21 protein-coding genes are annotated in these 24,556 nt (G+C 73.9%); 14 read left to right on the top strand and 7 right to left on the bottom strand.

The window, feature by feature from the left end; translation table 11 throughout:
- Nucleotides 1–17 precede the first annotated feature (17 nt).
- The 13 genes from CSPHI_RS07305 (at nt 18) to CSPHI_RS07250 (ending at nt 13,502) form a co-directional block, all read left to right on the top strand.
- A complete protein-coding gene (locus CSPHI_RS07305; protein WP_075692164.1) occupies nt 18–866 on the top strand; it encodes an inositol monophosphatase family protein in 849 nt (282 codons plus the stop codon).
- A gap of 100 nt (nt 867–966) precedes the next feature.
- Nucleotides 967–1,134, top strand: a complete 168-nt coding sequence (locus CSPHI_RS12045; protein ID WP_157118505.1) for a hypothetical protein — start codon at nt 967–969, stop codon at nt 1,132–1,134.
- Between the two features lie 64 nt (nt 1,135–1,198).
- Entirely contained in the window at nt 1,199–1,975 is a 777-nt protein-coding gene (gene hisF, locus CSPHI_RS07300; protein WP_075692163.1) for an imidazole glycerol phosphate synthase subunit HisF, read from the top strand.
- Between the two features lie 80 nt (nt 1,976–2,055).
- Nucleotides 2,056–2,385, top strand: coding sequence for a phosphoribosyl-AMP cyclohydrolase (hisI, locus tag CSPHI_RS07295; protein ID WP_075693873.1), 330 nt, complete (start codon nt 2,056–2,058; stop codon nt 2,383–2,385).
- Between the two features lie 54 nt (nt 2,386–2,439).
- Complete coding sequence (locus CSPHI_RS07290) at nt 2,440–4,014, top strand: anthranilate synthase component I (RefSeq protein ID WP_075692162.1); 1,575 nt, start codon at nt 2,440–2,442, stop codon at nt 4,012–4,014.
- On the top strand, nt 4,015–4,734 hold the full coding sequence (locus CSPHI_RS07285) for a TIGR02234 family membrane protein (protein ID WP_245803284.1): 720 nt from the start codon (nt 4,015–4,017) through the stop codon (nt 4,732–4,734). It abuts the gene before it with no gap.
- A 144-nt stretch (nt 4,735–4,878) separates the two neighbouring features.
- A complete protein-coding gene (gene trpC, locus CSPHI_RS07280) occupies nt 4,879–5,685 on the top strand; it encodes an indole-3-glycerol phosphate synthase TrpC (protein ID WP_075692161.1) in 807 nt (268 codons plus the stop codon).
- 143 nt (nt 5,686–5,828) lie between these two features.
- Nucleotides 5,829–7,097 (top strand): tryptophan synthase subunit beta, encoded by a 1,269-nt coding sequence (gene trpB, locus CSPHI_RS07275; RefSeq protein ID WP_084210461.1) that lies wholly within the window; start codon nt 5,829–5,831, stop codon nt 7,095–7,097.
- The gene (gene trpA, locus CSPHI_RS07270; protein ID WP_075692159.1) at nt 7,094–7,882 is read left to right on the top strand and encodes a tryptophan synthase subunit alpha; all 789 of its coding nucleotides are present in this window, start codon (nt 7,094–7,096) and stop codon (nt 7,880–7,882) included. Before trpB ends, trpA begins: the two co-directional genes overlap by 4 nt.
- On the top strand, nt 7,879–8,883 hold the full coding sequence (gene lgt, locus CSPHI_RS07265) for a prolipoprotein diacylglyceryl transferase (RefSeq protein WP_084210299.1): 1,005 nt from the start codon (nt 7,879–7,881) through the stop codon (nt 8,881–8,883). Before trpA ends, lgt begins: the two co-directional genes overlap by 4 nt.
- Nucleotides 8,884–9,003: 120 nt before the next feature.
- Nucleotides 9,004–10,422, top strand: a complete 1,419-nt coding sequence (pyk, locus tag CSPHI_RS07260; protein ID WP_075692158.1) for a pyruvate kinase — start codon at nt 9,004–9,006, stop codon at nt 10,420–10,422.
- A gap of 7 nt (nt 10,423–10,429) precedes the next feature.
- A complete protein-coding gene (locus CSPHI_RS07255) occupies nt 10,430–11,554 on the top strand; it encodes an alkene reductase (protein ID WP_075692157.1) in 1,125 nt (374 codons plus the stop codon).
- Between the two features lie 142 nt (nt 11,555–11,696).
- The gene (locus CSPHI_RS07250) at nt 11,697–13,502 is read left to right on the top strand and encodes a BCCT family transporter (RefSeq protein ID WP_169840401.1); all 1,806 of its coding nucleotides are present in this window, start codon (nt 11,697–11,699) and stop codon (nt 13,500–13,502) included.
- A gap of 89 nt (nt 13,503–13,591) precedes the next feature.
- Here the strand turns inward: CSPHI_RS07250 and narI are convergent, their stop codons facing one another.
- Genes narI through CSPHI_RS07225 form a run of 5 tightly spaced genes read right to left on the bottom strand, consistent with a single transcriptional unit; the run spans nt 13,592 to nt 21,833 of the window.
- Complete coding sequence (gene narI / locus CSPHI_RS07245) at nt 13,592–14,368, bottom strand: respiratory nitrate reductase subunit gamma (RefSeq protein ID WP_075692155.1); 777 nt, start codon at nt 14,366–14,368, stop codon at nt 13,592–13,594.
- Entirely contained in the window at nt 14,365–15,096 is a 732-nt protein-coding gene (gene narJ / locus CSPHI_RS07240) for a nitrate reductase molybdenum cofactor assembly chaperone (RefSeq protein ID WP_084210298.1), read from the bottom strand. The genes narI and narJ overlap by 4 nt, the downstream gene beginning before the upstream one ends.
- Entirely contained in the window at nt 15,093–16,724 is a 1,632-nt protein-coding gene (narH, locus tag CSPHI_RS07235; protein ID WP_075692154.1) for a nitrate reductase subunit beta, read from the bottom strand. The genes narJ and narH overlap by 4 nt, the downstream gene beginning before the upstream one ends.
- Nucleotides 16,724–20,449, bottom strand: a complete 3,726-nt coding sequence (locus tag CSPHI_RS07230; RefSeq protein ID WP_075692153.1) for a nitrate reductase subunit alpha — start codon at nt 20,447–20,449, stop codon at nt 16,724–16,726. The genes narH and CSPHI_RS07230 overlap by 1 nt, the downstream gene beginning before the upstream one ends.
- A 46-nt stretch (nt 20,450–20,495) precedes the next feature.
- Entirely contained in the window at nt 20,496–21,833 is a 1,338-nt protein-coding gene (locus CSPHI_RS07225) for a nitrate/nitrite transporter (RefSeq protein ID WP_075692152.1), read from the bottom strand.
- A 177-nt stretch (nt 21,834–22,010) separates the two neighbouring features.
- Between CSPHI_RS07225 and CSPHI_RS07220 the strand changes: the two genes are divergently transcribed.
- On the top strand, nt 22,011–22,544 hold the full coding sequence (locus CSPHI_RS07220) for a molybdopterin-binding protein (protein ID WP_075692151.1): 534 nt from the start codon (nt 22,011–22,013) through the stop codon (nt 22,542–22,544).
- Between the two features lie 2 nt (nt 22,545–22,546).
- On the opposite strand, the gene mobA is transcribed toward CSPHI_RS07220, so the two are convergent.
- Complete coding sequence (mobA, locus tag CSPHI_RS07215; protein ID WP_075692150.1) at nt 22,547–23,170, bottom strand: molybdenum cofactor guanylyltransferase; 624 nt, start codon at nt 23,168–23,170, stop codon at nt 22,547–22,549.
- A complete protein-coding gene (locus tag CSPHI_RS07210; RefSeq protein ID WP_169840400.1) occupies nt 23,163–24,509 on the bottom strand; it encodes a molybdopterin molybdotransferase MoeA in 1,347 nt (448 codons plus the stop codon). The genes mobA and CSPHI_RS07210 overlap by 8 nt, the downstream gene beginning before the upstream one ends.
- Between the last annotated feature and the right edge of the window lie 47 nt (nt 24,510–24,556).

Here is a 24,556-nt window from a genome sequence, read left to right as displayed (position 1 = left end):
CCACGGAAGGCGGGCGGATGAGCACCACCGATGAGCAGGACACCGGCGCCGGATCCGCGCGCGAACCCGACGCCGTCGCGCTGCTGGCCGCCGCGGAGGCCGCCGTGGACGAGGCGGCGGCGGTCTTCCGCGCCAACCTCGGCGCGGATCCGCTCATCACCAAGGCCCGCGGCGACTTCGCCACCGAAATCGACCTCGCCATCGAGCGCCTCCTCCGGGACCGCCTCGGCGCGGCCACCGGGCTGCCGGTCTACGGGGAGGAGTTCGGCGGGGACGCGGACAGCGCCACCGGCTGGGTGGTCGACCCCATCGACGGCACCACCAACTACGCCGCGGGCTTCCCCGCCTGCGCGATCCTGGTGGCCCTGATGCACCGGGGCGAGCCGGTGGTGGCGGTGGCGGACCTGCCCCTGATGGGGCTGCGGCTCACCGCCGTCCGCGGCGGCGGCACCCGCCGCAACGGCGAGGAGGTCACCCTCGCCGAGACCCCGGGCCGGCCGGTGGCGATCGCCTTCGGCTCGGTGATCGCCCGCCGGGACGGCACCTTCCCCCGCGGCTGGCGGCAGTCGCTGCTCTCCGCGGTGGGGGAGTCCTTCCCCACGATCCGGATCTCCGGGTCGGTGGGCGTGGATCTGGCCTGCACCGCCGGCGGCGCCTTCGCCGGCACGGTGACCTTCTCCCCGAACCTGTGGGACAACGCCGCCGGGGTGCTGCTCATCCGGGAGGCCGGGGGCGTGGTCACCGACGTGGCCGGCCGGCCCTGGACCCCGCGTTCGGTGGGGGTGCTCGCCGGCACGCCCACGGTGCACGCCCGGCTCCGGGAGATCATCGCCGGGCTGCAGCCGCCGGCGGACTTCCGGGCCTAGCGGCCGGTCCCCGCGGGCGGGCCCCCGACCCCGGCCCGGGGCTCGCCTACCCTCGGATCCGCCCGCACCGGGCATGATCCGGGCAACGGAAGGACACCCCATGACCGTCATCGGCCTCGCCGAGGTCCTCCTCGGCTCCCTCGCGTTCCTGCCCGCCATCCTCCTGTTCGTGGCGGTGCTCTACGGGATCGCGGTGCTCCGGGACATCCGGGCGACCGCGCACCGCATCGAGGAGGCCCTGCGCGGCCCCGGCGGCGGCGCCGCCTAGAATCGGGCCCGTGCGCCGGGGATTCCGGCGCCGCCACCGCACGCCCCCGCCGCAAGGAGCCCGCATGCCCGTCGCCGTCCGCGTCATCCCCTGCCTCGACGTCACCGCCGGACGGGTGGTCAAGGGCGTCAACTTCGAGAACCTGCGCGACGCCGGGGACCCGGTGGAGCTGGCCCGGCGCTATGACGCCGAGGGCGCCGACGAGCTCACCTTCCTCGACGTCACCGCCTCCAAGGACGGCCGGGGCACCATGCTGGAGGTGGTGCGCCGCACCGCCGAGCAGGTATTCATCCCGCTCACCGTCGGTGGCGGGGTGCGCAGCGTCGACGACGTCGACCAGCTGCTGCGCGCCGGGGCCGACAAGGTCAGCGTGAACACCTCCGCCATCGCCCGCCCGGAGCTGCTCAAGGAGCTCTCCCAGCGCTTCGGCGCCCAGTGCATCGTGCTCTCCGTGGACGCCCGGCGGGTCCCCGCCGGCGGCGCCCCCCAGCCCAGCGGCTTCGAGGTCACCACGCACGGCGGCTCCCGCTCCGCCGGGATCGACGCCATCGAGTGGGCCCGCCGCGGCGAGGAGCTCGGCGTGGGCGAGATCCTGCTGAACTCCATGGACGGCGACGGCACCAAGGACGGTTTCGATCTCGAGCTCACCCGGCTGGTCCGCGAGGCGGTGGACGTGCCGGTGATCGCCTCCGGCGGGGCCGGGGCGGCGGAGCATTTCCCGCCGGCGGTGGCCGCCGGGGCGGATGCGGTGCTCGCGGCCTCCATCTTCCACTTCGGGGAGGTCTCCATCCGCGAGGTCAAGGAGGCGCTGCGCGCCGCCGGGCACGAGGTGCGGCTGTGAGCGCGCCGGACCACTCGGCCAACCCCGGCTACCGCTTCACCGCGGGGGAGCGCCGCGACGACGACCCCGCCACCTGGCGGCTGGACCCCGGGCTCGCCGGCCGGCTGAAGACCACCGCGGACGGGCTGCTGCCGGCGATCGTGCAGGAGGCCGGCACCGGCCGGGTGCTCATGCTCGCCTGGATGGACGAGGCCGCCCTGGCCTACACCCTGGGCACCCGGCGGGGCACCTACTGGTCCCGCTCCCGCGGCGAATACTGGGTCAAGGGCATGACCAGCGGCCACTACCAGCGGGTGGAGCACCTCGCCCTGGACTGCGACCGGGACACGGTGCTGCTCACCGTCACCCAGACCGGGGCGGCCTGCCACACCGGCGCGCACTCCTGCTTCGACGTCGAACCCCTGCTCTGAGCCGGCCCGGCGCACCGCCCGGGGGCGGATCGGCCGCATGGCACAATGTGCCCCATGAGCCGAACCTCCATCACCAGCCGGGCGACCTTCCGGCGCCTGGCCCGGGATCACCGGGTGGTGCCGGTGGTCAAGCGGGTGCTCGCCGACGGCGAGACCGCGCTGTCCGCCTACCGCAAGCTCGCCGACGACCGCCCCGGCACCTTCCTGCTGGAGTCCGCCGACGTCGGCGAGAGCTGGTCGCGCTGGTCCTACATCGGCTCCGGCTCCCGGGCGGCGCTCACCGTCGTCGACGGCGAGGCCCGCTGGATCGGCACCGCGCCCTCCGGCGCCCCCGAGGGCGGGGATCCCCTCGACGCGCTGCGGGAGACCCTGGCGCATCTGCACACCGAATTGCCCGACGGGGACTGGCAGGGCCGGGCCCTGCCCCCGCTGACCTCCGGGATGGTCGGCTACTTCGGCCATGACATGATCCGCTTCATCGAACCCCAGCTGCCCGACGGCTGCGTCGACGATCTCGGGGTGCCGGAGATGGTACAGCTGCTCGTCGACGATCTCGCGGTGGTGGACCACCACGAGGGCACCATCTGGCTCATCGCCAACGCGGTGAACTGGGACGGCTCCGATGAGCGGATCGACGCCGCCTACGATGACGCCGTCGCCCGGGTCGAGGACATGCTCCGCCGCCTGGCCACCGGCCCCGGCCTGGCCCCGGTGGAGGTCGGCGAGGCCGAGCCGGAGGTGCGCCGGCAGCGCACCGCCGAGGAGCACAAGCGCCGGATCGGGGTGTGCAAGGAGCGGATCCGCGCCGGCGACGCCTTCCAGATCGTGCTCAGCCAGCGCTTCGAGATCGACTCCGCCGCCCCCGCCCGGGACATCTACCGGATGCTGCGGGCCACCAACCCTAGCCCCTACATGTTCCTGCTCAACGTCCCCGACGAGACCATGGCGGGCACCGCCTTCCGGATCGTCGGCTCCTCCCCGGAGTCGCTGGTGTCGGTGCAGGACCGGGTGGTGGTCACCAACCCGATCGCCGGCTCCCGGCCCCGCGGTGCGGACTTCGAGGCCGATCAGCGCAACGAGAGGGAGCTGCTCGGCGACGAGAAGGAGAACTCCGAGCACCTGATGCTGGTGGACCTGGGCCGCAACGACCTGGGCCGGGTCTGCGAACCGGGCACGGTGACCGTGCAGGACTTCCGGCACATCGAGCGCTACAGCCACATCATGCACCTGGTGTCCACGGTCACCGGCCGGCTGCGCGCCGACCTCGGCGCCGTGGACGCCTTCGCCGCCACCTTCCCCGCCGGGACGCTCTCCGGGGCGCCGAAGCCCAGCGCCCTGGAGATCATCGACGAGCTGGAGGACACCCGGCGCGGGGTCTACGGGGGCACCGTGGGCTACTTCGACTTCCGGGGCAACACCGACCAGGCGATCGCGATCCGCACCGGCCTGGTCAAGGACGGGGTCGTGCACGTGCAGGCCGGCGGCGGCATCGTCGCCGACTCGGACCCGGACGCCGAGGACGAGGAGACCCGCAACAAGGCCGCGGCGGTGCTGCGCGCCGTCGCCGCCGCGGAGACCATGCGCCCGGCCGGCGCGCCGGGCGCGGCCGCGGCGGGGGAGGGGGCGTAGATGGCCGCCGCGGAACGGAACCCGATGGGGGAGCCGATCGGGGACGGCGCCGGGGCCGCCGGGGCCGGGGATCGCCGGCCCGGGGCGGCGATGGGCCTCATCGCCGCCGGCGCGGTGGGCATGTGGCTCGCCGGCCGGGCCACCTGGCTGACCGTGGCCACCTTCGATGACAAATCCGGCGACGGCAGCCACGCCATCGCCGGGGCGGCCTGGTTCCCCGAGTCCACCGCCCTGGTGCTCACCCTGCTCGCCGCGGTCGGCGCCGCGCTCATCCTCGGCCGGCTCGGCCGCCGGCTGGTGGGGGCGCTGGCCGCGCTCGTCGCCGCCGCGGCGACCTGGGGCCCGGTGCAGCTGCTCACCGGCGGCGCCGACCCGGACCGGGCGCTCAGCCTGCTGCAGACCGGCCAGGTCACCCAGCGGGCCACCGACCCGGTGACCGTCTCCGACTGGGCCACGGTCAGCGAGGTCGGCGTGCACCAGCTGCCGCCGGCGGCGGCCCTGGCCGCCGGGGCGGTGGCCCTGCTCGGGGCGGTGCTGCTGGTGATGCGCCCCGGCGGCGGCGGGGACGCCCGCGGCGGCGCCTACGAGACCCCCGAGGTGCGGCGGGCGCGGGCCCGGGAGGATCTCGCCGAGGCCCCCGACTCCGGCCGGGTGCTCTGGGACGCCCTCGACGCCGGGGTGGACCCCACCGCCGATGATCCGGACCCCGACCGGGGGTGACCGGCGGGTTCGCCGCGGCGGCCGCCCCGGGTTTCCGGGGCCCGCGCGGGGCGGGCTACGCTATCCGAAACCGGGGTCGACGCCGAGGCCCGCCCGGAGCCGCCGGCCCCGGCACCGCCCCGGGCCATGAGGAGGACCTGGACCATGAGCACCGTGCTGGACGGCATCATCGCCGGCGTCCGCGAGGACCTCGCCGAACGCGAGGCGCGGGTGCCCTACCCGGAGATCAAGCGCCTGGCGGACCTGGCCCCGGCCCCGCGGGACGCCCTGGCGGCGCTGTCCGCCCCCGGGGTGCAGGTCATCGCCGAGGTCAAACGCGCCTCGCCCTCGAAGGGGGCGCTGGCGGACATCCCGGAGCCGGCGGAGCTCGCCGCCGCCTACGCGGACAACGGCGCCGCGGTCATCTCCTGCCTCACCGAGGCCCGCCGCTTCCGCGGGTCCCTGGCGGACCTGGACGCGGTGCGCGCCGCGGTGGAGGTGCCGGTGCTGCGCAAGGACTTCATCGTCACCCCCTACCAGGTGCACGAGGCCCGGGCCCATGGCGCGGACCTGGTGCTGCTGATGTGCTCCGCCCTGGACCAGCCGGCCCTGGAGGCGCTGCTGGACCGCACCGAGAGCCTCGGCATGCACGCCCTGGTGGAGGCGCACACCGCGGAGGAGGTCGACCGCGCCACCGCCGCCGGGGCCCGGATCATCGGCGTCAACGCCCGCAACCTGAAGACCCTGGAGGTCGACCCCGGCACCTACGCCCGGCTCGCCCCCGGCCTGCCGGCGGACGTGGTGAAGGTCGCCGAATCCGGGATCTTCGACCGCGAGGACCTGCTCGCCTACGCCCACGCCGGGGCGGATGCGGTGCTCGTCGGGGAGGGCCTGGTCACCGCCGGGGACCCGGGCCGGGCCTGCCGGGAGCTGGTCGCCGCCGGCGAGCACCCCGCCACCGGGCGGCGCTGAGCCGGGCCCGCGCCGCCGCGGCCGGGGCGAGGTCGGGAAATCGGCCCCCGCCGCCCACCACGGCCGCGACATGGGTCACAATGGGTCGCGTGAGCGACAGCGACTTCAAGAACCACGACGCCCGCGGGGACCGGCTGCCCACCATGGGCGAGGTCATCGCGGAGCCGACCGGCCAGGAACCCGACGAGCTCGGCCACTGGGGCCCCTGGGGCGGGCGCTACCTGCCCGAGGCCCTGATGGCGGTGATCGAGGAGGTCACCGACGGCTACGCCACGGCCCGGGTGGACGAGGGCTTCCGGCGCACCCTCGACGAGCTGCAGCGCGACTACGTGGGCCGGCCCTCCCCGCTGTACCGGGCGGAGCGCTTCGGCGCCGAGATCGGCGCCGAGGTGTGGCTGAAGCGCGAGGACCTCAACCACACCGGCAGCCACAAGATCAACAATGTGCTGGGCCAGGTGCTGCTGGCGCGCACCATGGGCAAAACCCGGGTGATCGCGGAGACCGGCGCCGGCCAGCACGGGGTGGCCACCGCCACCGCCTGCGCCCTGCTCGGCCTGGAGTGCCGGATCTACATGGGCGGGGTGGACGCGCGCCGGCAGGCGCTGAACATCGCCCGGATGCGGCTGCTCGGCGCGGAGGTGGTGGAGGTGGAGCTCGGCTCGGCCACCCTGAAGGACGCGATCAACGAGGCGATGCGCTACTGGGTGGCGCATGCCGAGGACACCTACTACTGCTTCGGCACCGCCGCCGGGCCGCACCCCTTCCCGATGATGGTGCGCGATTTCCAGCGGGTGATCGGCGCCGAGGCCCGGGGGCAGATCCTCGCCGCCCGGGGCCGGCTGCCCGATGCGGCGGTGGCCTGCGTCGGCGGCGGCTCCAACGCGATCGGGCTGTTCCACCCCTTCCTCGACGATGAGTCGGTGCGCCTGGTCGGCGCGGAGGCCGCCGGGGACGGGGTGGCCACCGGCCGCCACGCCGCCCCGATCACCGCCGGCCGGCCCGGGGTGTTCCAGGGCTCCTACGCCGCCCTGATGCAGGACGCCGATGGCCAGATCATCGAATCCCACTCCATCTCCGCCGGGCTGGACTACCCCGGGGTGGGCCCGGAGCACTCCCTGCTCGCCGAGACCGGCCGGGCGACGTACCTGCCGGTGACGGACGCGGAGTGCATGGCCGCCTTCGAGCGGCTCTCCCGCACCGAGGGGATCCTCCCGGCCATCGAATCGGCCCATGCCGTCGCCGCCGCCGGGATGCTCGCCCCGCGGCTGGCCGAGGAGCTCGGCCGGGAGCCCATCATCATCGTCAACGTCTCCGGGCGCGGGGACAAGGACGTGGACACCGCCGCGCGGTGGTTCGGCATCGCCGGGCCGGGCGGCACGACCGGCGCGGACGCCGGGAAGGAGCACGCATGAGCCTGGCACCCGTCTTCGAGGCCGCCCGCGCCGAGGGCCGCGCCGCCTTCATCGCCTACTACCCGGCGGGCTACCCCACGGTGGACGGCTCCATCGAGGCGATCCGGGCGATCGTCGACGCCGGGGCGGACATCGTCGAGGTGGGCCTGCCCTACTCCGATCCGATGATGGACGGCCCGGTCATCCAGGCCGCCGCCGACGAGGCCCTGGCCAACGGCTTCCGGATCGCCGATCTCTTCCGGGTGATCCGGGAGGTCACCGCCGCCGGCGGGGCCTGCGTCACCATGACCTACTGGAACCCGGTGCTGCAGTACGGCCCGGAGCGCTTCGCCGCGGATCTCGCCGCCGCCGGCGGGCACGCGGTGATCATCCCGGACCTCATCCCCGAGGAGGCGGGGGCGTGGCTCGCCGCCGCGGAGGCCCATGGGGTGGAGACCATCTTCCTGGTCGCGCCCTCGTCCACCCCGGAGCGGCTGGCGAGGACCGTCGCCGCCGGCTCCGGGTTCGTCTACGCCTCCTCCCACATGGGCGTCACCGGGGCCCGGGACGCGGTGGACTCCGCCGCCGGGCGCCTGGTCGCCCGGGTGCGGGAGGCCACGGACCTGCCGGTGGCGGTGGGTCTGGGCGTGTCCACCGGGGCGCAGGCCGCGGAGATCGCCGGCTTCGCCGATGGGGTGATCATCGGCTCGGCGCTGATCCGCGCCGCCGGTGAGTCCCGGGAGGCGCTGGTGGCGCTGGCCGGCGAACTCGCCGCCGGGGTGCGCGGCGAGGGGGCGCCGCGATGAGCGTGCGGATACTGGCGAACATCCCCTCCCCGGCGCAGGGGGTATGGCATCTGGGCCCGCTGCCGCTGCGCGGCTACGCGCTGTCCATCCTCGCCGGGATCGTGCTGGCCATCATCTGGTCCCGGCGCCGCTACGCCGCCCGCGGCGGGGACCCGGAGCTCATCCTCGACGTCGCCATCGCCGCGATCCCCTTCGGCATCATCGGCGGCCGGCTCTACCACGTGCTCACCGACCACGAGAAGTACTTCGGGCCGGGCCGCAACCCCTGGCAGGCCCTCAACATCACCGCCGGGGGCCTGGGCATCTGGGGCGCGGTGGCGCTGGGCACCCTCGCCGGCTGGGTGGTGGTGCGCCGCCGCAAGGTGCCCGCCGCCCCGGTGCTCGACGCGGTGGCGCCGACCATCATCGCCGCCCAGGCGATCGGCCGGCTCGGCAACTGGTTCAACCAGGAGCTGCACGGGGCGGAGACGACCCTGCCCTGGGGCCTGGAGATCTACGAGCGGGTCGACGCCCTCGGCCGGCTCGCCCCGGTCACCGGGCACTCCACCGGCCAGGTGCTCGCCGTGGTGCACCCCACCTTCCTCTATGAGCTGATCTGGAACCTGCTGGTCGCCGCGGTGCTGGTGTGGGCGGACCGGCGGTTCCGGCTCGGCGGGGGCCGGGTGTTCGCCCTCTACGTCGCCGGCTACACCCTGGGCCGGTTCTGGATCGAGCTGATGCGCACCGACCCGGCCACCGAGGTGCTCGGCGGCCTGCGGATCAACACGGTGACCTCCACGGTGGTCTTCGCCGCCGCGCTGCTCGCCCTGTACCTGTTGCGCGGCCGGCGCCGGGAGTCGGCGGCCTTCGTGCGCGGGCGGTCCCACGACGCCGGCGCGGATCGGCCGCTGCAGCCCGCCCCGCCGCCGGAGCAGGCGATGCCGGAGGTCGGCGACCGGGCCGGGGAGCGTCCCGGCGCCGCCGGCGGTGACCGGGCGGAGGCCCCGGAGGCGCCGGCGTAGGGGGGTGGGCCCCGGTCCGGGTGAGCCCGCCGCACCGGGCGGATCCGGGCCGTGCCGGGCCCGGAAGGGGCGGTGCGCTGCCGCGATGCCGCCCCGCCGGGGGCCGACTAGGGTGGGGGCGTGCACAGAAGAACGAAGATTGTTTGTACCCTCGGCCCGGCCGTCGCCAGCTACGAGGGCATCACCGGCCTCGTCGAGGCCGGGATGGACGTCGCCCGGCTGAACTTCTCGCACGGCGAGCACGCCGATCACGAGCGCAACTACGACTGGGTGCGGCGGGCCTCCGACGCCACCGGGCACGCCGTGGGCGTGCTCGCCGACCTGCAGGGGCCCAAGATCCGGCTCGGCCGCTTCGCCGAGGGCGAGACCTACTGGGCCGACGGGGAGACGGTGCGGATCACCGTCGAGGACGTCGAGGGCACCCACGACCGGGTGTCCACCACCTACAAGCAGCTCGCCGAGGACGCCAAGCCCGGCGACCGCCTCCTCGTCGACGACGGGAAGGTGGGCCTGGAGTGCATCGCCGTGGAGGGCCCGGACGTGGTGTGCCGGGTCACCGAGGGCGGCCCGGTGTCCAACAACAAGGGCGTCTCCCTGCCCGGGATGAGCATCTCGGTGCCGGCGCTGAGCGAGAAGGACGTCGCCGATCTGCGCTTCGCGCTGCGCCTGGGCGTGGACTTCATCGCCCTGTCCTTCGTGCGCAGCCCCTCCGACGTGGAGCTGGTGCACGCGATCATGGACGAGGAGGGCCGCCGGGTCCCGGTGATCGCGAAACTGGAGAAGCCGGAGGCGGTCGACGCCCTGGAGGCGATCATCCTCGCCTTCGACGCGATCATGGTCGCCCGCGGCGATCTCGGCGTGGAGGTGCCACTGGAGGATGTGCCGCTGGTACAGAAGCGGGCGATCCAGATCGCCCGGGAGAACGCCAAGCCGGTGATCGTGGCCACCCAGATGCTGGACTCCATGATCGTCAACTCCCGGCCCACCCGGGCGGAGGCCTCCGACGTGGCCAACGCGGTGCTCGACGGGGCGGACGCGGTGATGCTCTCCGGGGAGACCTCGGTGGGCAAGTTCCCGCAGACCACGGTGCGCACCATGGGCCGGATCGTCACCGCCGCGGAGCGCGACGGGGTGGTCCCCGAGCTCACCCACGTGCCGCGCACCAAGCGCGGGGTGATCTCCTACGCCGCCCGGGACATCGGGGAGCGGCTGCACGCCCGCGCCCTGGTGGCCTTCACCAGCTCCGGGGACACCGCCCGGCGGGTGGCCCGGCTGCACTCCCGGCTGCCGCTGCTGGTGTTCACCCCCCGGCCGGAGGTGCGCTCCCAGCTGGCGCTGACCTGGGGCGCGGAGACCTTCCTGACCCCCCAGGTGCGCTCCACCGACGAGATGATGGCGGAGGTGGACCGGGCGCTGCTGGCGATGCGCGACTACGACCGGGGCGACATGATGGTCATCGTCGCCGGCACCCCGCCCGGCAACGAGGGCAACACGAACATGATCCACGTCCACATGCTGGGCGAGGACGTCACCGCCTAGGGCCGCCGTGGTCAGCCTCGCCGATCCCCTCGACCTCGCGGGCCTCGCCCTGCCCAACCGGGTGGTGATGGCCCCGATGACCCGGCTGCGCGCCCCCGACCAGGTCGCCGATGAGCTCATCGCCGAGTACTACGCGCAGCGCGCCTCCGCCGGGCTCATCGTCTCCGAGGGGGTGCCGGTGTCCGCCGCCGCCCGCGGCCATGCCGCGGTGCCGGGCATCCACCGGCCCCGCCAGGTCGCCGGCTGGCGCGGGGTCACCGAGGCGGTGCACGCCGCCGGCGGCCGGATCGTCGCCCAGCTCTGGCATGTCGGGCGGCTGTCCCACCCGGCGCTGCAGCCCGGCGGCGCCGCCCCGGCCGGGCCCACCGACGCCCCCGCCGCCGAGGGCCGCAGCTTCCTCTTCGACGATGACGGCGTCGGCGGCTTCGTGCCGGTCACCGCCAGCCCCCGGGCCCTCGACGCCGCCGGGATCGCGCAGGTGATCGCCGACTTCGCCGCCGCGGCGGGCAACGCCGTCGACGCCGGCTTCGACGGGGTGGAGATCCACGGGGCCAACGGCTACCTCATCCACCAGTTCCTCAACGCCGCGGTCAACGACCGGGAGGACGAATGGGGCGGGGAGCCCATGGCCAACCGGCTGCGGCTGCCGCTGGCCATCGTCGACGCCGTCATCGGGGCGGTCGCCGCCAAGGGCCTGGGCCCGGGCCGGGTGGGTTTCCGGGCCAGCCCCTACGGCACCGCCCACGACATGCCGCTCTACCCGGGCATCGAGATCAGCTACCGCACCCTGGCGGCGGAGCTCTCCGCCCGCCGGGTGGGCTTCCTGCACCTGGCCGACCAGTCCACCACCCGGGCGGAGCCGACCATGGCGATCCCCGCCGATGTGCTGGCCATGGTGCGCGAGGAGTTCCCCGGGCCGCTGATCCTCACCGGGGGCATGGACCGGGCCCGCGCCGAGGCGGCCCTGGACTCGGGGGTGGCGGACCTGATCGGCTTCGGCCGGCCCTTCATCGCCAACCCGGATCTGCCCCGGCGGCTGCTGGAGGATCTGCCGCTGGCCGAGGTGCACCAGGACACCGTCTACGCCCAGGGCCCGGAGGGGTACGTCGACTACCCCGCTTACGGGGGCTGACGGGGCGGGCCCGCCTGCATATTCAGTGGGTGCGCAGATCGATAGGTAGTGTTGTTCACTACGTCTCGCATCGGGTCTGATGCGGCGCCCCGGGGCCGAGGCGCGACCATCCGCCCGCGCCGCCGGAGGGGATCCGCCGCCCATGGCACCCGAGGACACCGCAGCAGCACCCGATCCCGACCCGGGCCCGTCCCCGCGGCGGCGCCGATTCACCATCGACGGCCCCGTGTACTGGCCGGCCCTGGCGCTCATCCTCGGCTTCGTCGCCTGGACGCTCGCGGACACCGGCACCGTCAACGCCCGGTTCTCCTCCGCTGCCGACCGGCTGATGGCGAACCTCGGCTGGTTCTACATCCTCGGGGTGACCGCCTTCCTGGTCTTCCTGGTGTGGATCGCCGCCTCCCGGTGGGGCCGGGTCCGCCTCGGCGGGGACGGGGAGGAGCCCGAGCACTCCACCGCCACCTGGTTCGGGATGCTCTTCGCCGCCGGGATCGGCACCATCCTCATGTTCTGGGGCGTGGCCGAACCGCTGAGCCATTTCGCCGAACCCCCGCTGGCCGACGTGCCCGCCGGCACCCCCGCCGCGGCCCGGGAGGCGATGGCCTTCACCCTGTACCACTTCGGCCTGCACACCTGGACCATCTTCGCCCTGCCCGCCCTGGCCTTCGCCTACTTCATCTACAAGCGCAAGCTGCCCGCCCGGGTCAGCTCCATCCTCGCCCCGCTCATCGGGCACCGGATCTACGGGCCCATCGGCCGGGTCGTCGACGTCATCGCCGTCGTCGGCACCGTGTTCGGGGTCGCCGTGTCCATCGGCCTGGGCACCCTGCAGATCAACGCCGGACTGACCCGGCTCTACGGGATCCCCGAATCGGCGCTGGTGCAGGTCGGCCTCATCATCGCGGTCTCCGCGGTCGCCTGCGTCTCGGTGGCCCTCGGCCTGGACCGCGGGATCAAGCGGCTGAGCAACCTCAACATCATCGCCGCCATCGGGCTGCTGCTCTTCGTGCTCGCCACCGGGCCCACCCTGCTGCTGCTGCGCGGCACCATCGAATCCCTCGGGGGCTACCTGCACCAGCTGCCGCGGCTGGCGCTGTGGAACGACGCCTTCGACGAGCATGTCGGCTGGCAGCAGTCCTGGACCGTGTTCTACTGGGCCTGGACCATCACCTGGTCGCCCTTCGTGGGCATCTTCATCGCCCGGATCTCCCGGGGCCGCACCATCCGGCAGTTCGTCGGCGGTGTGCTGGGCCTGCCGGTGGCCTTCTCGGTCATCTGGTTCGGGGTGTTCGGGATGGCCTCCTTCGACATCGAGCGCTCCCGCGGCGGCGGGCTGGTGCGCGCCGTCGTGGACGAGGGCGATGTGCCCGGCGCCCTGTTCGAGTTCCTCTCCCACTTCCCCCTCGCCCCGGCGGTGTCCCTGCTGTCGGTGATCATCGTGGTGGTGTTCTTCACCACCTCCATGGACTCCTCCTCGATGGTGCTCGACATGATGGCCACCGGCGCCGAGGAGCGCTCCACCGCGGTGCAGCGGGTGGTGTGGGCGGTGCTCACCGGCCTCGTCGCCGCCACCCTGCTGATCGGCGCCGGGGAAGCCGGGCTCGGCGCCCTGCAGGACGTGATCACCGTCGTCGGGCTGCCCTTCTTCGTGCTCGGCTTCGTCATGATGGCCGCCCTGGTCAAGGGGATCTCCGACGATACGGCGGCCCGGCCGGAACCGCGCACCCGCCAGTGGCGGCCCGCCTTCGACGCCGACGCCCTGGCGGAGCAGGAGGCCGCACCCGCGCCCGGCTACGACCGGGAGGGCAATCCGGTGGAGCCGGTCCGGGTCACCGCGGAGGGGGAGCTGGTGGTGCCGGCCCGCACCGTCTTCGAGGGCGGGCTGGAGATCCGGGATCCGGGGGAGTCGGACCCGCCGGGGGAGGGCCCCGGCGGCTCCGCCCGCTGAGCGGCGGCACCGGGAACGAGCGGGGGCCCGGCACCGCGGACGCGGTGCCGGGCCCCCGACCCTCCTGACGAGAGGTCTCGGTCGGCCGATCACGCCCCGGAGGCGCGGGCCTGGTCCGGTTCCGGCTCCCGGGTGCTCACCGGCACCCAGCCGCCGGCGCCGGGGGCGGTGTAGGTGCGCGGGGTGCGCGAGCGGTACACCACGTAGGGCCGGGTGACGTAGCCCACCGGGGCGCTCATCGCGTGCACCAGCCGGGTGAAGGGCCAGATCATGAACAGCAGGAAACCGGCGATGATGTGCAGCTTGAAGGACAGCGGCACATCGGCCATCAGCTCCGGTTGCGGGTGGAGCAGGAACACCCCGCGCAACCAGGGGGAGATGGTCTCCCGGTAGTCGTAGCCGTGGGCGTCGCCGAAGATCTGGTTGCGCACCGTGGCGATGGTGCCCAGGAGGATCGGCAGGGCCAGCATCAGGTACATGAACTTGTCGTTGGCGGTGGTGGCCCGGAACACCCCGGAGTCGGTGCGCCGCCGCCACAGCAGCCCGATCAGGCCGACGATGGTCATCACCGCGGCGAGGGAGCCGCCGATGGTGGCGAGCAGATGGTAGGCGGTCTGGCCCACGCCCACCGCCTCGGTCCAGCTCTTGGGGATGATGAGCCCCATGAAGTGGCCGACGGCGACGAAGAGGATGCCGTAGTGGAACAGGGGGGAGGCGTAGTGCAGCACCCGGTTGCCGAGGAACTGCGAGGAGCGGGTGGTCCAGCGGAACTGGTCGACCCGGAAGCGCCAGATGCTGCCGACCAGCAGCGTGCCGACGCTCAGCCAGGGCAACGCCACCCACAGGACGTAGTCGAAGGCGGTCATGCGTGGTTCTCCTGTCGGATCATGGGGAAGGGCAGGTCGGCGGTGCCGACCAGCTCCGCCGGGGGGCCGGCGGTGACCAGGTCGAGGTAGCGGCGGCGGGTGTCCTCGTCGAGCGCGGGCAGCGCGGTGACCAGGGCCTCGATGAGGTGGGCGTAGGGGCTGCCCCGGTCGGCGAGGGCGTGCCGGAGCACCTCGATGCCGTCGCGGTGCGCGGCCAGGGCGGCCGCGGCGATGGCGTCGCCGGCGGCGACGGTGCCGGGTTCCCGGGCGGCGGCCTCGCAGACCACGCTGAGGTGATCCGGCAGCTCCGCCCGTTCGGCGGCGGGCTCCAGGCCGACCGCGGCGAGCAGCTCCCGGAAGCTCAGCAGGGCGGCCCCGCGGGCCCGGGTGTCGCCGGTGGCGTAGTAGCTGAGGTAGGGGGTGCACCGGCGGCGCCGGTCGAAGGTGTCCACGTAGTGCACCGCCAGCCCGCGGGGGCCGAGCTCGCGCGCCGCGGCGAGGAAGCGGCGCAGCGGCGCCGCGGCCGGCTCCGGCAGCTCCCCGGCGGACTCGGCGACCGCGTCGAGCAGCCCGGTGATCCGCTCCTCCTCGGGGTAGTCGATGAGCAGCGCCACCGCCATCAGCAGGCTGCGCCGCTGCGCCTCGGTCATCGGGACGGCCGGGGCGGCCGGGTCCGCCGCCGGCGCACCGCCGCGCCGGCGGGGCCGGCCCAGGAAATTGGGGATCATCGGCCGGCCCCCGCATCCCCGCCGCGGCGGGGGAACATCGACTCCGGGCGGGAGCCGGTGGCCCAGGTGGCCAGGGGCACCGTCCCGGAACCGGCGGCGACCTGGTCCGGGGCGACCCCGTGGAAGGCCGCCGCGGCGTCCGTGGCGTCGCCGCCCATCATCCCCGGACCGCCGAAATCGTCCAGGGAGCAGCCCATCGCCGCCACCCCGGCGGGGGTGGCCGCGGATTCGGCGTGCGCGGTGGGGATGACGTAGCGCTCGTCGTATTTCGCGATCGCCAGCAGCCGGTACATGTCCTCCAGCTCCCGGCCCTCCATGCCCACGGCCGCGGCGATCTCCGGATCCGGTTCGGCGCCGTTGCGGACCTCGCGCATGAAGGAGCGCATCGCGGCGAGCTTGCGCAGCACCCGCTCCACCACGGCGACGTCGCCGGCGGTGAACAGCTCCGCGAGGTACTCCAGCGGGATCCGCATGGTGGAGATCGCGGAGTAGAGGATCCGGTGGGCCTCCCCGTCGGCGCCGGAGGCGGTGACCGCGTCGACCACCGGGGACAGCGGCGGGATGTACCAGACCATCGGCAGGGTGCGGTACTCCGGGTGCAGCGGCAGCGCCACCCGGTACACCGAGATCAGCTTCCAGATGGGGGAGTCCTGGGCGGCGGTGATCCAGGAATCCGGCACGCCCCCGGCCCGGGCGCCGGCGACCACCTCCGGGTCGAAGGGGTCGAGCAGGATCGACCGCTGCGCCTCGTAGAGGTCCCGCGGATCCTCGGTGGCGGCGACCTCCCCGACCCGGTCCGCGTCGTAGAGCACCACGCCGAGGTAGCGCAGCCGGCCCACGCAGGTCTCCGAGCACACGGTGGGCTCGCCGACCTCCAGCCGCGGGTAGCACAGGGTGCACTTCTCGGCCTTGCCGGTGTGGTGGTTGAAGTAGACCTTCTTGTAGGGGCAGCCGGAGATGCACATCCGCCAGCCGCGGCAGCGGTCCTGGTCCACCAGGACGATGCCGTCCTCAGCGCGCTTGTACATCGCCCCGGAGGGGCAGGAGGCCACGCAGGTGGGGTTGAGGCAGTGCTCGCAGATCCGGGGCAGGTAGAACATGAACGCGTTCTCGATGTCGTGCTTGACGGTCTCGCTCATCTTCGCCAGCACCGGATCCTCGGGCAGGATCTCCTGGGAGCCGCCGAGATCGTCATCCCAGTTCGAGGACCACTGCACGGTGTCCATCGGCTTGCCGGAGATCTGGGACACCGGCCGGGCGGTGGGCACGTGCCGGGAGTCCCGCGGCGCCGAGAGCAGCTTGTCGTACTCGTAGGTCCACGGCTCGTAGTAGTCCGCCATCTCCGGCAGATCCGGGTTGGCGAAGATGGTCGCCAGCTTGCGCAGCCGGCCGCCGGCGCGCGGCACCACCTTGCCGTTGTCCTTGCGCACCCAGCCGCCGCGCCACTTCTCCTGGTCCTCCCACTGGCGCGGGTAGCCCACGCCGGGGCGGGTCTCCACGTTGTTGAACCAGACGTACTCGGTGCCCTCCCGGTTCGTCCAGGTCTGCTTGCACGTCACGGAGCACGTGTGGCAGCCGATGCACTTGTCGAGGTTCATCACCATCGCGAGCTGCGCCATGACCTTCATCAGAACTCCACCTCCTGGGAGCGGCGACGGATGACGGTGACCTCGTCGCGCTGGTTACCGGTCGGCCCGGTGTAGTTGAATGCGTAGGAATGCTGGGCGTAGCCCCCGATGAGGTGCGAGGGCTTGATCAGGATCCGGGTCAGCGAGTTGTGGATCCCGCCGCGCTTGCCGGAGGTCTCCGCCACCGGGGTGCCCACGGTGCGCTCCTGGGCGTGGTGCATGTACACCGTGCCCTCCGGGATCCGGTGCGAGACGATCGCCCGGGCGGCGACCACGCCGTTGCGGTTGTAGCCCTCCACCCAGTCGTTGTCGGCGACGCCGATCTTCGCCGCGTCCGCCGGGGACATCCACACCACCTGCCCGCCGCGGGAGAGCGCGAGCATGTGCAGGTTGTCGAAGTACTGGGAGTGGATCGCCCACTTGTTGTGCGGGGTGAGGTAGCGCACCGCGACCTCCGCCCGGCCCGCGCCGTCCACGCCGGTGGTGCCGGGGGCGGCCTCACCGTAGAGGTGGTGCAGGTCCAGCGGGGGCCGGAACACCGGCAGGGACTCGCCCATGTCCCGCATCCAGTCGTGGTCCAGGTAGTAGTGCTGGCGGCCGGTGAGGGTGTGGAAGGGCTTGTGCCGCTCCACGTTGATCACGAAGGCGTTGTAGCGCCGGCCGCCGTGCTCGGAGCCGGACCATTCCGGGGAGGTGATCACCGGCACCGGCCGGGCGGAGACGTCGGCGAAGGTGACCCGTTTGCCGGCCTCCTCCGCGGAGAGGTCCGCCAGGTCGGCGCCGGTGCGCCGCTCCTGGTGCCGGAAGCCCTCGGTGGCCAGCCGGCCGTTGGTGGTCCCGGACAGGCGCAGCACCATCTCGGCGGCCTTGACGTCGGTGTCCACCAGGGGCCGGCCGGCGGTGGCGCCGTCCCGGGCGACGCCGTTGATCTCGGCGAGTTCCGCGATTTCCCGGGCCGGGTCGAAGGCGACGCCCTTGGTGGCCATCCCGGCGGTCTCCGGCAGTGGGCCGATGGTGCGGAACCTGTCCCAGGTGGCGGGGTAGTCCCGCTCCACCTCGATGAGCTTCGGCATGGTCACCCCCGGCACCTTCGGGCCGGTCTCCCAGTCGGCGACGGCGCCATGCGGGGTGGCCATCTGGTCGGGGGTGTCGTGGGTCAGCGGCGCGGCGATGACGTCCCGCTGCACGCCCAGGTGGGTGCGCGCCATCGCGGAGAAGCGCCTCGCGAGCTCGCCGAAGACGGCGAAGTCGCTGCGCGCCTCCCAGGGCGGGTCGATCGCCGCGTTGAAGGCGTGCACGTAGGGGTGCATGTCCGTCGAGGACAGGTCGTTCTTCTCGTACCAGGTGGCCGCGGGCAGCACCACGTCGGAGTGCAGGGTGGTGGAGGTGTTGCGGAAATCTGCGGTCCACATCAGGTCGACCTTGCCGACCGCGGCCTCCTCCCGCCATGCCATGAGCTTCGGCCGCCGCTCCTCGGGCACCTCCTCGCCGCGCACCGCGTCATCGCAGCCGAGCATGTGCCGGTAGAAGTACTCGGTGCCCTTGGCCGAGGAGCCGAGCAGGTTGGTCCGCCAGTTGCCGATGACCCGCGGGAAGTTCGCCGGGTCGCCGGGGTCCTCCACGGCGAAGCGCAGCCGGCCGGCCTCGAGTTCGCGGACCACGTAGTCGGCGACCCCGATGCCCTCCTCGGCGGCGGCCGCCCCGATCGCCAGCGGGTTGCGGTCGAAGGTGGGGAAGCCCGGCATCCAGCCCCGCCGGGTGGCCTCCACCAGGGTGTCCGCCGTGGTCAGGCCCTCGAAGGAGCCGGCCTGCAGCGGGGAGGCGAGGCGTTCGGCGGCGGTGCCGTCATAGCGCCACTGCTCGGTGGTGAGGTACCAGAAGGCGGTGGAGATCATCTGCCGCGGGGGGCGCTGCCAGTCCAGGGCGAAGGCGTACTGCGCCCAGCCGGTGATCGGGCGCACCTTCTCCTGGCCGACGTAATGCGCCCAGCCGCCGCCGTTGACCCCCTGGCAGCCGGTCATCGTGGTCAGTGCCAGGAAGGTCCGGTAGATGGTGTCGGAGTGGTAGTAGTGGTTCGTCCCGGCGCCCATGACGATCATGGACTTGCCCTCGGTCTCGATGGCGTTGCGGGCGAACTCCCGGCCGATCCGCTCCGCGGCGGCCGCGGGCACCCCGGTGAGCTCCTCCTGCCAGGCAGGGGTGCCCGGCACCGAGGCGTCGTCGTAGCCGGTGGGCCACTGCCCGGGCAGGCCCTCCCGGCCCACCGCGTAATTGGCGAGCATGAGGTCGAACACGGTGGTGACCAGATCGTCGCCGAGGCGCATCGCGGGCACCCCGCGGCGTACCACCCCGGCGCCGACCGGGCCCTGCGCGGTGGCCTCGCCGGGCAGATCGAAGCGCGGCAGGCTGACCTCCACGGCCTCGGCGCCCTCCCGCCCGTAGACGGTCATCGCCGGGTCGCAGTCCTCCAGGTTGAGGTTCCAGCGGCCCTCCCCGGCCTCCCCCCAGCGGTCCGCCATGGTGCCGCCCGGGTCCTTGACGGTGCCGTCGACGTCGAGCACCAGGGGCCGGAACTCGGCGTTGGCGGAGTCGCGCAGGCCCTCGCCGGCGGGCAGGTCCGCGGCGGTGAGGAATTTGCCGGGCACCATGGTGCCGTCGCCGTGGTCCTCCAGCCGGACCAGGAAGGGCGCGTCGGTGTACCGGGCCATGTAGTCCAGGAACCGGGGGGTGCGCTCGCCGAGGTGGAACTCGCGCAGGATGACGTGGCCCATGGCCAGGGCCAGCGCCCCGTCGGTGCCGGGGTGCACGCGCAGCCACTCGTCGGCGAACTTGGTGTTGTCCGCGTAGTCGGGGCTGACCGCGACCACCTTCTGCCCGTGGTAGCGGGCCTCGGTCATGAAATGCGCGTCCGGGGTGCGGGTCAGCGGGATGTTCGAGCCCCACATGATGAGGTAGCCGGAGTTGAACCAGTCCGCCGATTCCGGCACGTCGGTCTGGTCGCCGAAGACCTGCGGGGAGGCCATCGGCAGATCCGCGTACCAGTCGTAGAAGCTCAGCATGGTGCCGCCGACCAGCTCGTAGAACCGGGAGCCCGCCCCGTAGGAGATCATGGACATCGCCGGAATGACGGTGAACCCGGCGAGCCGGTCCGGGCCCCACCGCTTCACCGTGTACACGTGGGCGGCGGCGACGAGCTCCATCGCCTCGTCCCAGCCGACCCGGACCAGGCCGCCCTTGCCGCGGGCGGCCTTGTACTCGGCGGCGCGCTCCGGATCCTCCACCACGTCCCGCCAGGCCAGCACGGGATCGCCGAGGCGGGCCTTGGCCTCCCGGTAGTGGTCCAGCAGCACCCCGCGCACGTAGGGGAAGCGGATCCGGGTGGGGGAGTAGGTGTACCAGGAGAAGGCGGCGCCGCGGGGGCAGCCGCGGGGCTCGTACTCGGGCATGTCCGCGCCGATGCTGGGGTAGTCGGTCTCCTGGGTCTCCCAGGTGATCACCCCGTCCTTGACGTAGACCTTCCAGGAGCAGGAGCCGGTGCAGTTCACCCCGTGGGTGGAGCGCACCACCTTGTCATGGCTCCAGCGCTGCCGGTAGAAGCGGTCCGCGGCGCGGCCGCCGGAGAGGAACAGCTGCCGGGAGTCCTCGGAGACGGTGCCGTGGCGCAGGCGTCCGCCGAGCTTGAACAGGGGGTTCGGCGCGGTGGCGCCGGTGTCCGTAGCGGTCATTGGGTGGGTCTTTCCTAGGTGGGCCGATGGGCGGGGGCAGTGGGGCTCAGCCCGGGTAGGGCGCCCCGGGGCGGGCGTAGTAGATCCAGGTCAGGGCGGTGGCGATGGCGAAGAAGCCGGCGCAGAGGAAGAAGAACAGCTGCGCGTCCATGGCGGAGAGCATGATCCCGACGAAGAAGGGGCCGAAGGAGGCGATGGCGGCGGTCCAGCCGATCACGCCGCCGGCCTGCCGGGGCTCGAGGATCATGGGCATCTGCTTGAAGGTGCCGGCGTTGCCGAGCCCGGAGAAGAAGAACAGCACCAGCATCGCGATGAGGAAGGGCCAGAAGTCGTCGGGGGAGTCCGGGTGCAGGTACAGCGCGGCCACCACGGTGGCGACGGTCATCCCGATCCCGCAGATGAAGGTCCAGATCGCCCCGCCGAAGCGGTCGCACAGCGGGCCCCACAGGGCCCGGATGAGGGAGCCGATGAGCGGGCCGAGGAAGGCGAAGGCGGCGCCCTTGGGCAGCGTGGCGGGGTCGTGGGTGGCGGCGAAGCCGCTGGCCTTGCCGAAGGTGTTGTTGATGAGCAGCGCGAATTGCGCGGCGAACCCGGAGAAGGCCCCGAAGGTCATGATGTAGACGATGGTGAGGATCCAGGTGTTCGGGTTGCCGAAGATGTCCAGTTGCTCGCGGAACTTGGCCTGCACCGGCACGTCCTTGAGCAGGGTGAAGGCCAGCACCGCGGCGAGGATCGCCCAGGGCACGAAGAAGAAGGCGACGTTGTGCAGCCACAGCGGGGCATCGGCGGCCCGGTCATGCTGCGGGGCGATGAAGCCCAGGCCGAGCAGGCCGAAGCCCATCAGCCAGGGCCCGAGCAGCTGGATCAGGCTCACCCCGAAGTTGCCGATCCCGGCCTGCAGGCCCAGGGCGGTGCCGGCCATCCGCTTGGGGAAGAAGTAGCCGGTGGAGGGCATGTACCCGGAGAAGCAGCCGCCGCCGATGCCGGTCATCAGGGCGAGGGTGATGAGCACCCAGAACGGGGTGCGCGGGTCGGTGACCGCGAAGCCCCAGCCGAGCATCGGGATCACCATGAGCAGGGAGGTGATCCCGATCAGCTTGCGGGTGCCCAGGACCGGGGGCAGGAACATGTAGATGAGGCGGATGATGCCGCCGGACAGGCCCGGCACCGCGGCGAGCCAGTACAGCTGGCCGGCGCTGAGATCGAAGCCGATGTCGTTGAGCTTCGGCGCGATCGCGGAGACCAGGAACCAGACGCAGAACGCCAGGGTCAGGGAGAAGGTGCTGATGGTGAGGGTGCGCCAGGCGATGGCCTTGTCCCAGGTCTCCGGGTTCTCCGGATTCCAGCCCTCGAGGACTTTTCCGCTCGTGTTCACGGGTGTTATCGCTCCATGACGGGGTGGGTGATGACGCCTTCATGGTACCGGAGATTCGCCTTTAAAGGCCGGTAAGCTATCACCGTTGAGCTGCGGAAAGTCTATATTGTGCGTAGCATGTTAGCCTAACCTCGCACGGCACGGGGAATGGTTGTGGAGTGCATTTCATGGCCGTATCATGGGTTCATGGATAAACACGATTCGACGGTCGATCGGCAACCGGGCGAGCTTATCGGGCGGGTGCCGGGGGCGATTATCGTGGTCGATGACCGCGTCGCCCGCGGGCAGCGTCCGGACCGCTCCGGGCCGGCGGCGGTGGCCGCCCTCGGTGAGCGCGGGGTGGACTGCCCGGCCCCGCGGGTGGTCGCCGAGGAGGAGGCGGAGATCGCCGCCGCGATCCGCGCCGCCCTGGCCGGCGGCGCCCGGCTGGTCTTCACCGCCGGCGGCACCGGGGTCACCCCGCGGGACGTGGTCCCGGAGGTCACCCGCGGCTTCCTGGAGGTGGAGCTGCCCGGCCTGGCCACCCAGATCCTGCTGCGCGGGGTGGCGAACACCCCGCTGGCCGGGCTCTCCCGGGGCCTGGTCGGGGTCACCGGCCGCGGCGCCGAGGCCGCGGTGGTGGTCAACGCCCCGGGCTCCCGGGGCGGGGTGCGCGATGCCGCGGCGGTGGTGGGTGAGGTGCTGCCGAACCTGCTGGAGCAGCTCGGCGGCGGCGACTGAGCTCAGCCGGCCGCCGGCGGGTCGAGCGCGGCCAGCGCCGCCAGGTCCGCCGGCGCATCGGCGTCGCGCACCCAGCCCGGCACGGGCGCCTCGATCAGGTGCAGCGGGGCGAGCAGCCGGCGCACCGAGCGATCCCGCACCCCGCCGGCGGCCCGCAGCGCCGCCACCGCATCCTCCAGCGCCGCGAGATCGACCACCGCGAGCAGCCGCTGCACCCGGCCGGCCGGGTCCACCCCGACCGCGCCATCGGCTGCCCCGCCGGCGGCGCGGTCGGCGGCCAGGCGCTCCTCCAGCAGCGGCAGCGCCCGGGCCGAGTAGGGCGCATCGCAGGCCAGCACCGCCACCCGCCGGGCCCCGGGGTGGCGCCGGCGCACCGCGGCGGCGCCGGCGGCGATCCCGGCGGCCGGCCCGCCCAGCGGGGGATCCTCCAGGGTGCGGTCGACCAGGGGGGACTCCGGCAGCGTCAGCCCCGGCGGGCCCACCACCACCGCCGGCCGGCCCTGGGCGGCCAGGTCGCCGAGGAGATGATCCACCAGCCGGCGGCCGTGCAGGCGCAGATCCGGTTTGCTGGCCCCGCCCATCCGGCGGCCGGTGCCGCCGGCGAGGATGATCGCGGGCTCAGCCATCGCCGCCCACCCGCGTGGCCGGGTCGTCGAAGGGGAGCAGCCGGGCCCGGGCGCCGGCGGGCAGCTCCCCGGCGCCGGGGTCGATCAGCAGCAGCCCATCGGCCCCGGCCAGGCCGACGACCCGGTGCGATCCGGAGCCGGGGCGCGGTGGGGCGCCCGCGCCCCCGGGCGCGCGGACGCGCCCGGCGGCGTCCCGGGCCACCGGAACCACCCGCAGCAGATCCGGGCGGCGGCGCATCGGCTCGCCCACGATCACCGGGATCGAATGATCCGGGGTGCCCCGCCCGGCGAGCCGGTCCAGCATCGGGCGCAGGTGCAGGTGCGCGGAGACGAAGGCGGCCACCGGGTTGCCGGGCAGGCAGAGCAGCCGGGCGCCGCCGATCCGGCCATGGCCCTGCGGCGCCCCGGGCTGCACCCGGGTGCGCACCAGCTCCAGCCGCAGCCGGCCCGCCGCGGCGAGCGCCACCAGCGGATCATGCGCTCCGGCCGAGATCCCCCCGGCGGTGAGCACCAGGTCCGCGCCGGCGGCGGCCTCCTCCAGCGCGGCGAGCACCCGGTCCGGGTCATCGCCGGCGCGGCCGGCGCCGGTCACCTCGGCGCCGAATTCCCCGGCGAGGGCGGCCAGCATCACCGAGTTGGAGTCCGGGATCGCCCCGGGGCCGGGGAGCCGGCCGGCGGGGGTGAGCTCCGCGCCGGTGGCCAGCACCGCCACCCGGGGGCGCGGGTGCACCGGCAGCTCGCCGTGGCCCGTCGCCGCGGCCGCGGCCAGGGCGGCGGCATCGAGCACCCGGCCGGCGGCGAGCACCCGCGCCCCGGCGACGACGTCCTCCCCGGCGGTGCGCCGGTGCGCTCCCGGGGCCACCCCGCCGGGCAGGCGCACCGTCGCCGGGGCGGCGCCGGGCCCGGCGGCGGCGTCGGTGTCCTCCACCGGCACCACCGCGTCGGCGCCGGCCGGCAGCGGCGCCCCGGTCATCACCCGCGCCGCCGCCCCGGCGGGCAGCGGCGGCGGGGGGCAGCCGGCCGGGACATCGGCGACCACCGGCAGCCGAGCCGGCCCGGCGGCGAGATCGGCGGCGTGCACCGCGAACCCGTCCATGGCGGAGTTGTCGAAGGGCGGCACCGGCAGGGCCGCCGCGACGTCCCCGGCGAGGACCAGGCCGTGCGCCCGGGCCAGGGGCAGCGGCACCGGGGCGGTGGGCCGCAGGTCCGCCAGCAGGCGCCGGCGGTAGTCGGCGGCGTCGGCGACGACGCGCCCCGGATCCGCGGGGCGGGGAGGTTGTTCGGGCCGGTCCGGTGGGGTCGGCGGGGTGGGCGAGGCGGGCGCCGGGGCATGGCACATGGGCTGGGGTCTTCTCGGGTTGGGCTGGCGGGTGGGCTGGTCTGGGG

Source organism: Corynebacterium sphenisci DSM 44792, from assembly GCF_001941505.1.
Taxonomy (GTDB): Bacteria; Actinomycetota; Actinomycetes; order Mycobacteriales; family Mycobacteriaceae; genus Corynebacterium; species Corynebacterium sphenisci.
This window is presented reverse-complemented; position numbering and strand designations above follow the sequence as displayed.

Bases quoted from the DNA above. Each gene is read 5' to 3' on its own strand.
- CSPHI_RS07305 (WP_075692164.1), top strand. From the start codon at position 18: ATGAGCACCACCGATGAGCAGGACACCGGCGCCGGATCCGCGCGCGAA.
- CSPHI_RS12045 (WP_157118505.1), top strand. From the start codon at position 967: ATGACCGTCATCGGCCTCGCCGAGGTCCTCCTCGGCTCCCTCGCGTTC.
- hisF (WP_075692163.1), top strand. From the start codon at position 1,199: ATGCCCGTCGCCGTCCGCGTCATCCCCTGCCTCGACGTCACCGCCGGA.
- CSPHI_RS07290 (WP_075692162.1), top strand. From the start codon at position 2,440: ATGAGCCGAACCTCCATCACCAGCCGGGCGACCTTCCGGCGCCTGGCC.
- CSPHI_RS07285 (WP_245803284.1), top strand. From the start codon at position 4,015: ATGGCCGCCGCGGAACGGAACCCGATGGGGGAGCCGATCGGGGACGGC.
- trpC (WP_075692161.1), top strand. From the start codon at position 4,879: ATGAGCACCGTGCTGGACGGCATCATCGCCGGCGTCCGCGAGGACCTC.
- trpB (WP_084210461.1), top strand. From the start codon at position 5,829: ATGGGCGAGGTCATCGCGGAGCCGACCGGCCAGGAACCCGACGAGCTC.
- trpA (WP_075692159.1), top strand. From the start codon at position 7,094: ATGAGCCTGGCACCCGTCTTCGAGGCCGCCCGCGCCGAGGGCCGCGCC.
- lgt (WP_084210299.1), top strand. From the start codon at position 7,879: ATGAGCGTGCGGATACTGGCGAACATCCCCTCCCCGGCGCAGGGGGTA.
- CSPHI_RS07250 (WP_169840401.1), top strand. From the start codon at position 11,697: ATGGCACCCGAGGACACCGCAGCAGCACCCGATCCCGACCCGGGCCCG.
- narI (WP_075692155.1), bottom strand. From the start codon at position 14,368: ATGACCGCCTTCGACTACGTCCTGTGGGTGGCGTTGCCCTGGCTGAGC.
- narJ (WP_084210298.1), bottom strand. From the start codon at position 15,096: ATGATCCCCAATTTCCTGGGCCGGCCCCGCCGGCGCGGCGGTGCGCCG.
- narH (WP_075692154.1), bottom strand. From the start codon at position 16,724: ATGAAGGTCATGGCGCAGCTCGCGATGGTGATGAACCTCGACAAGTGC.
- CSPHI_RS07230 (WP_075692153.1), bottom strand. From the start codon at position 20,449: ATGACCGCTACGGACACCGGCGCCACCGCGCCGAACCCCCTGTTCAAG.
- CSPHI_RS07220 (WP_075692151.1), top strand. From the start codon at position 22,011: ATGGATAAACACGATTCGACGGTCGATCGGCAACCGGGCGAGCTTATC.
- mobA (WP_075692150.1), bottom strand. From the start codon at position 23,170: ATGGCTGAGCCCGCGATCATCCTCGCCGGCGGCACCGGCCGCCGGATG.
- CSPHI_RS07210 (WP_169840400.1), bottom strand. From the start codon at position 24,509: ATGTGCCATGCCCCGGCGCCCGCCTCGCCCACCCCGCCGACCCCACCG.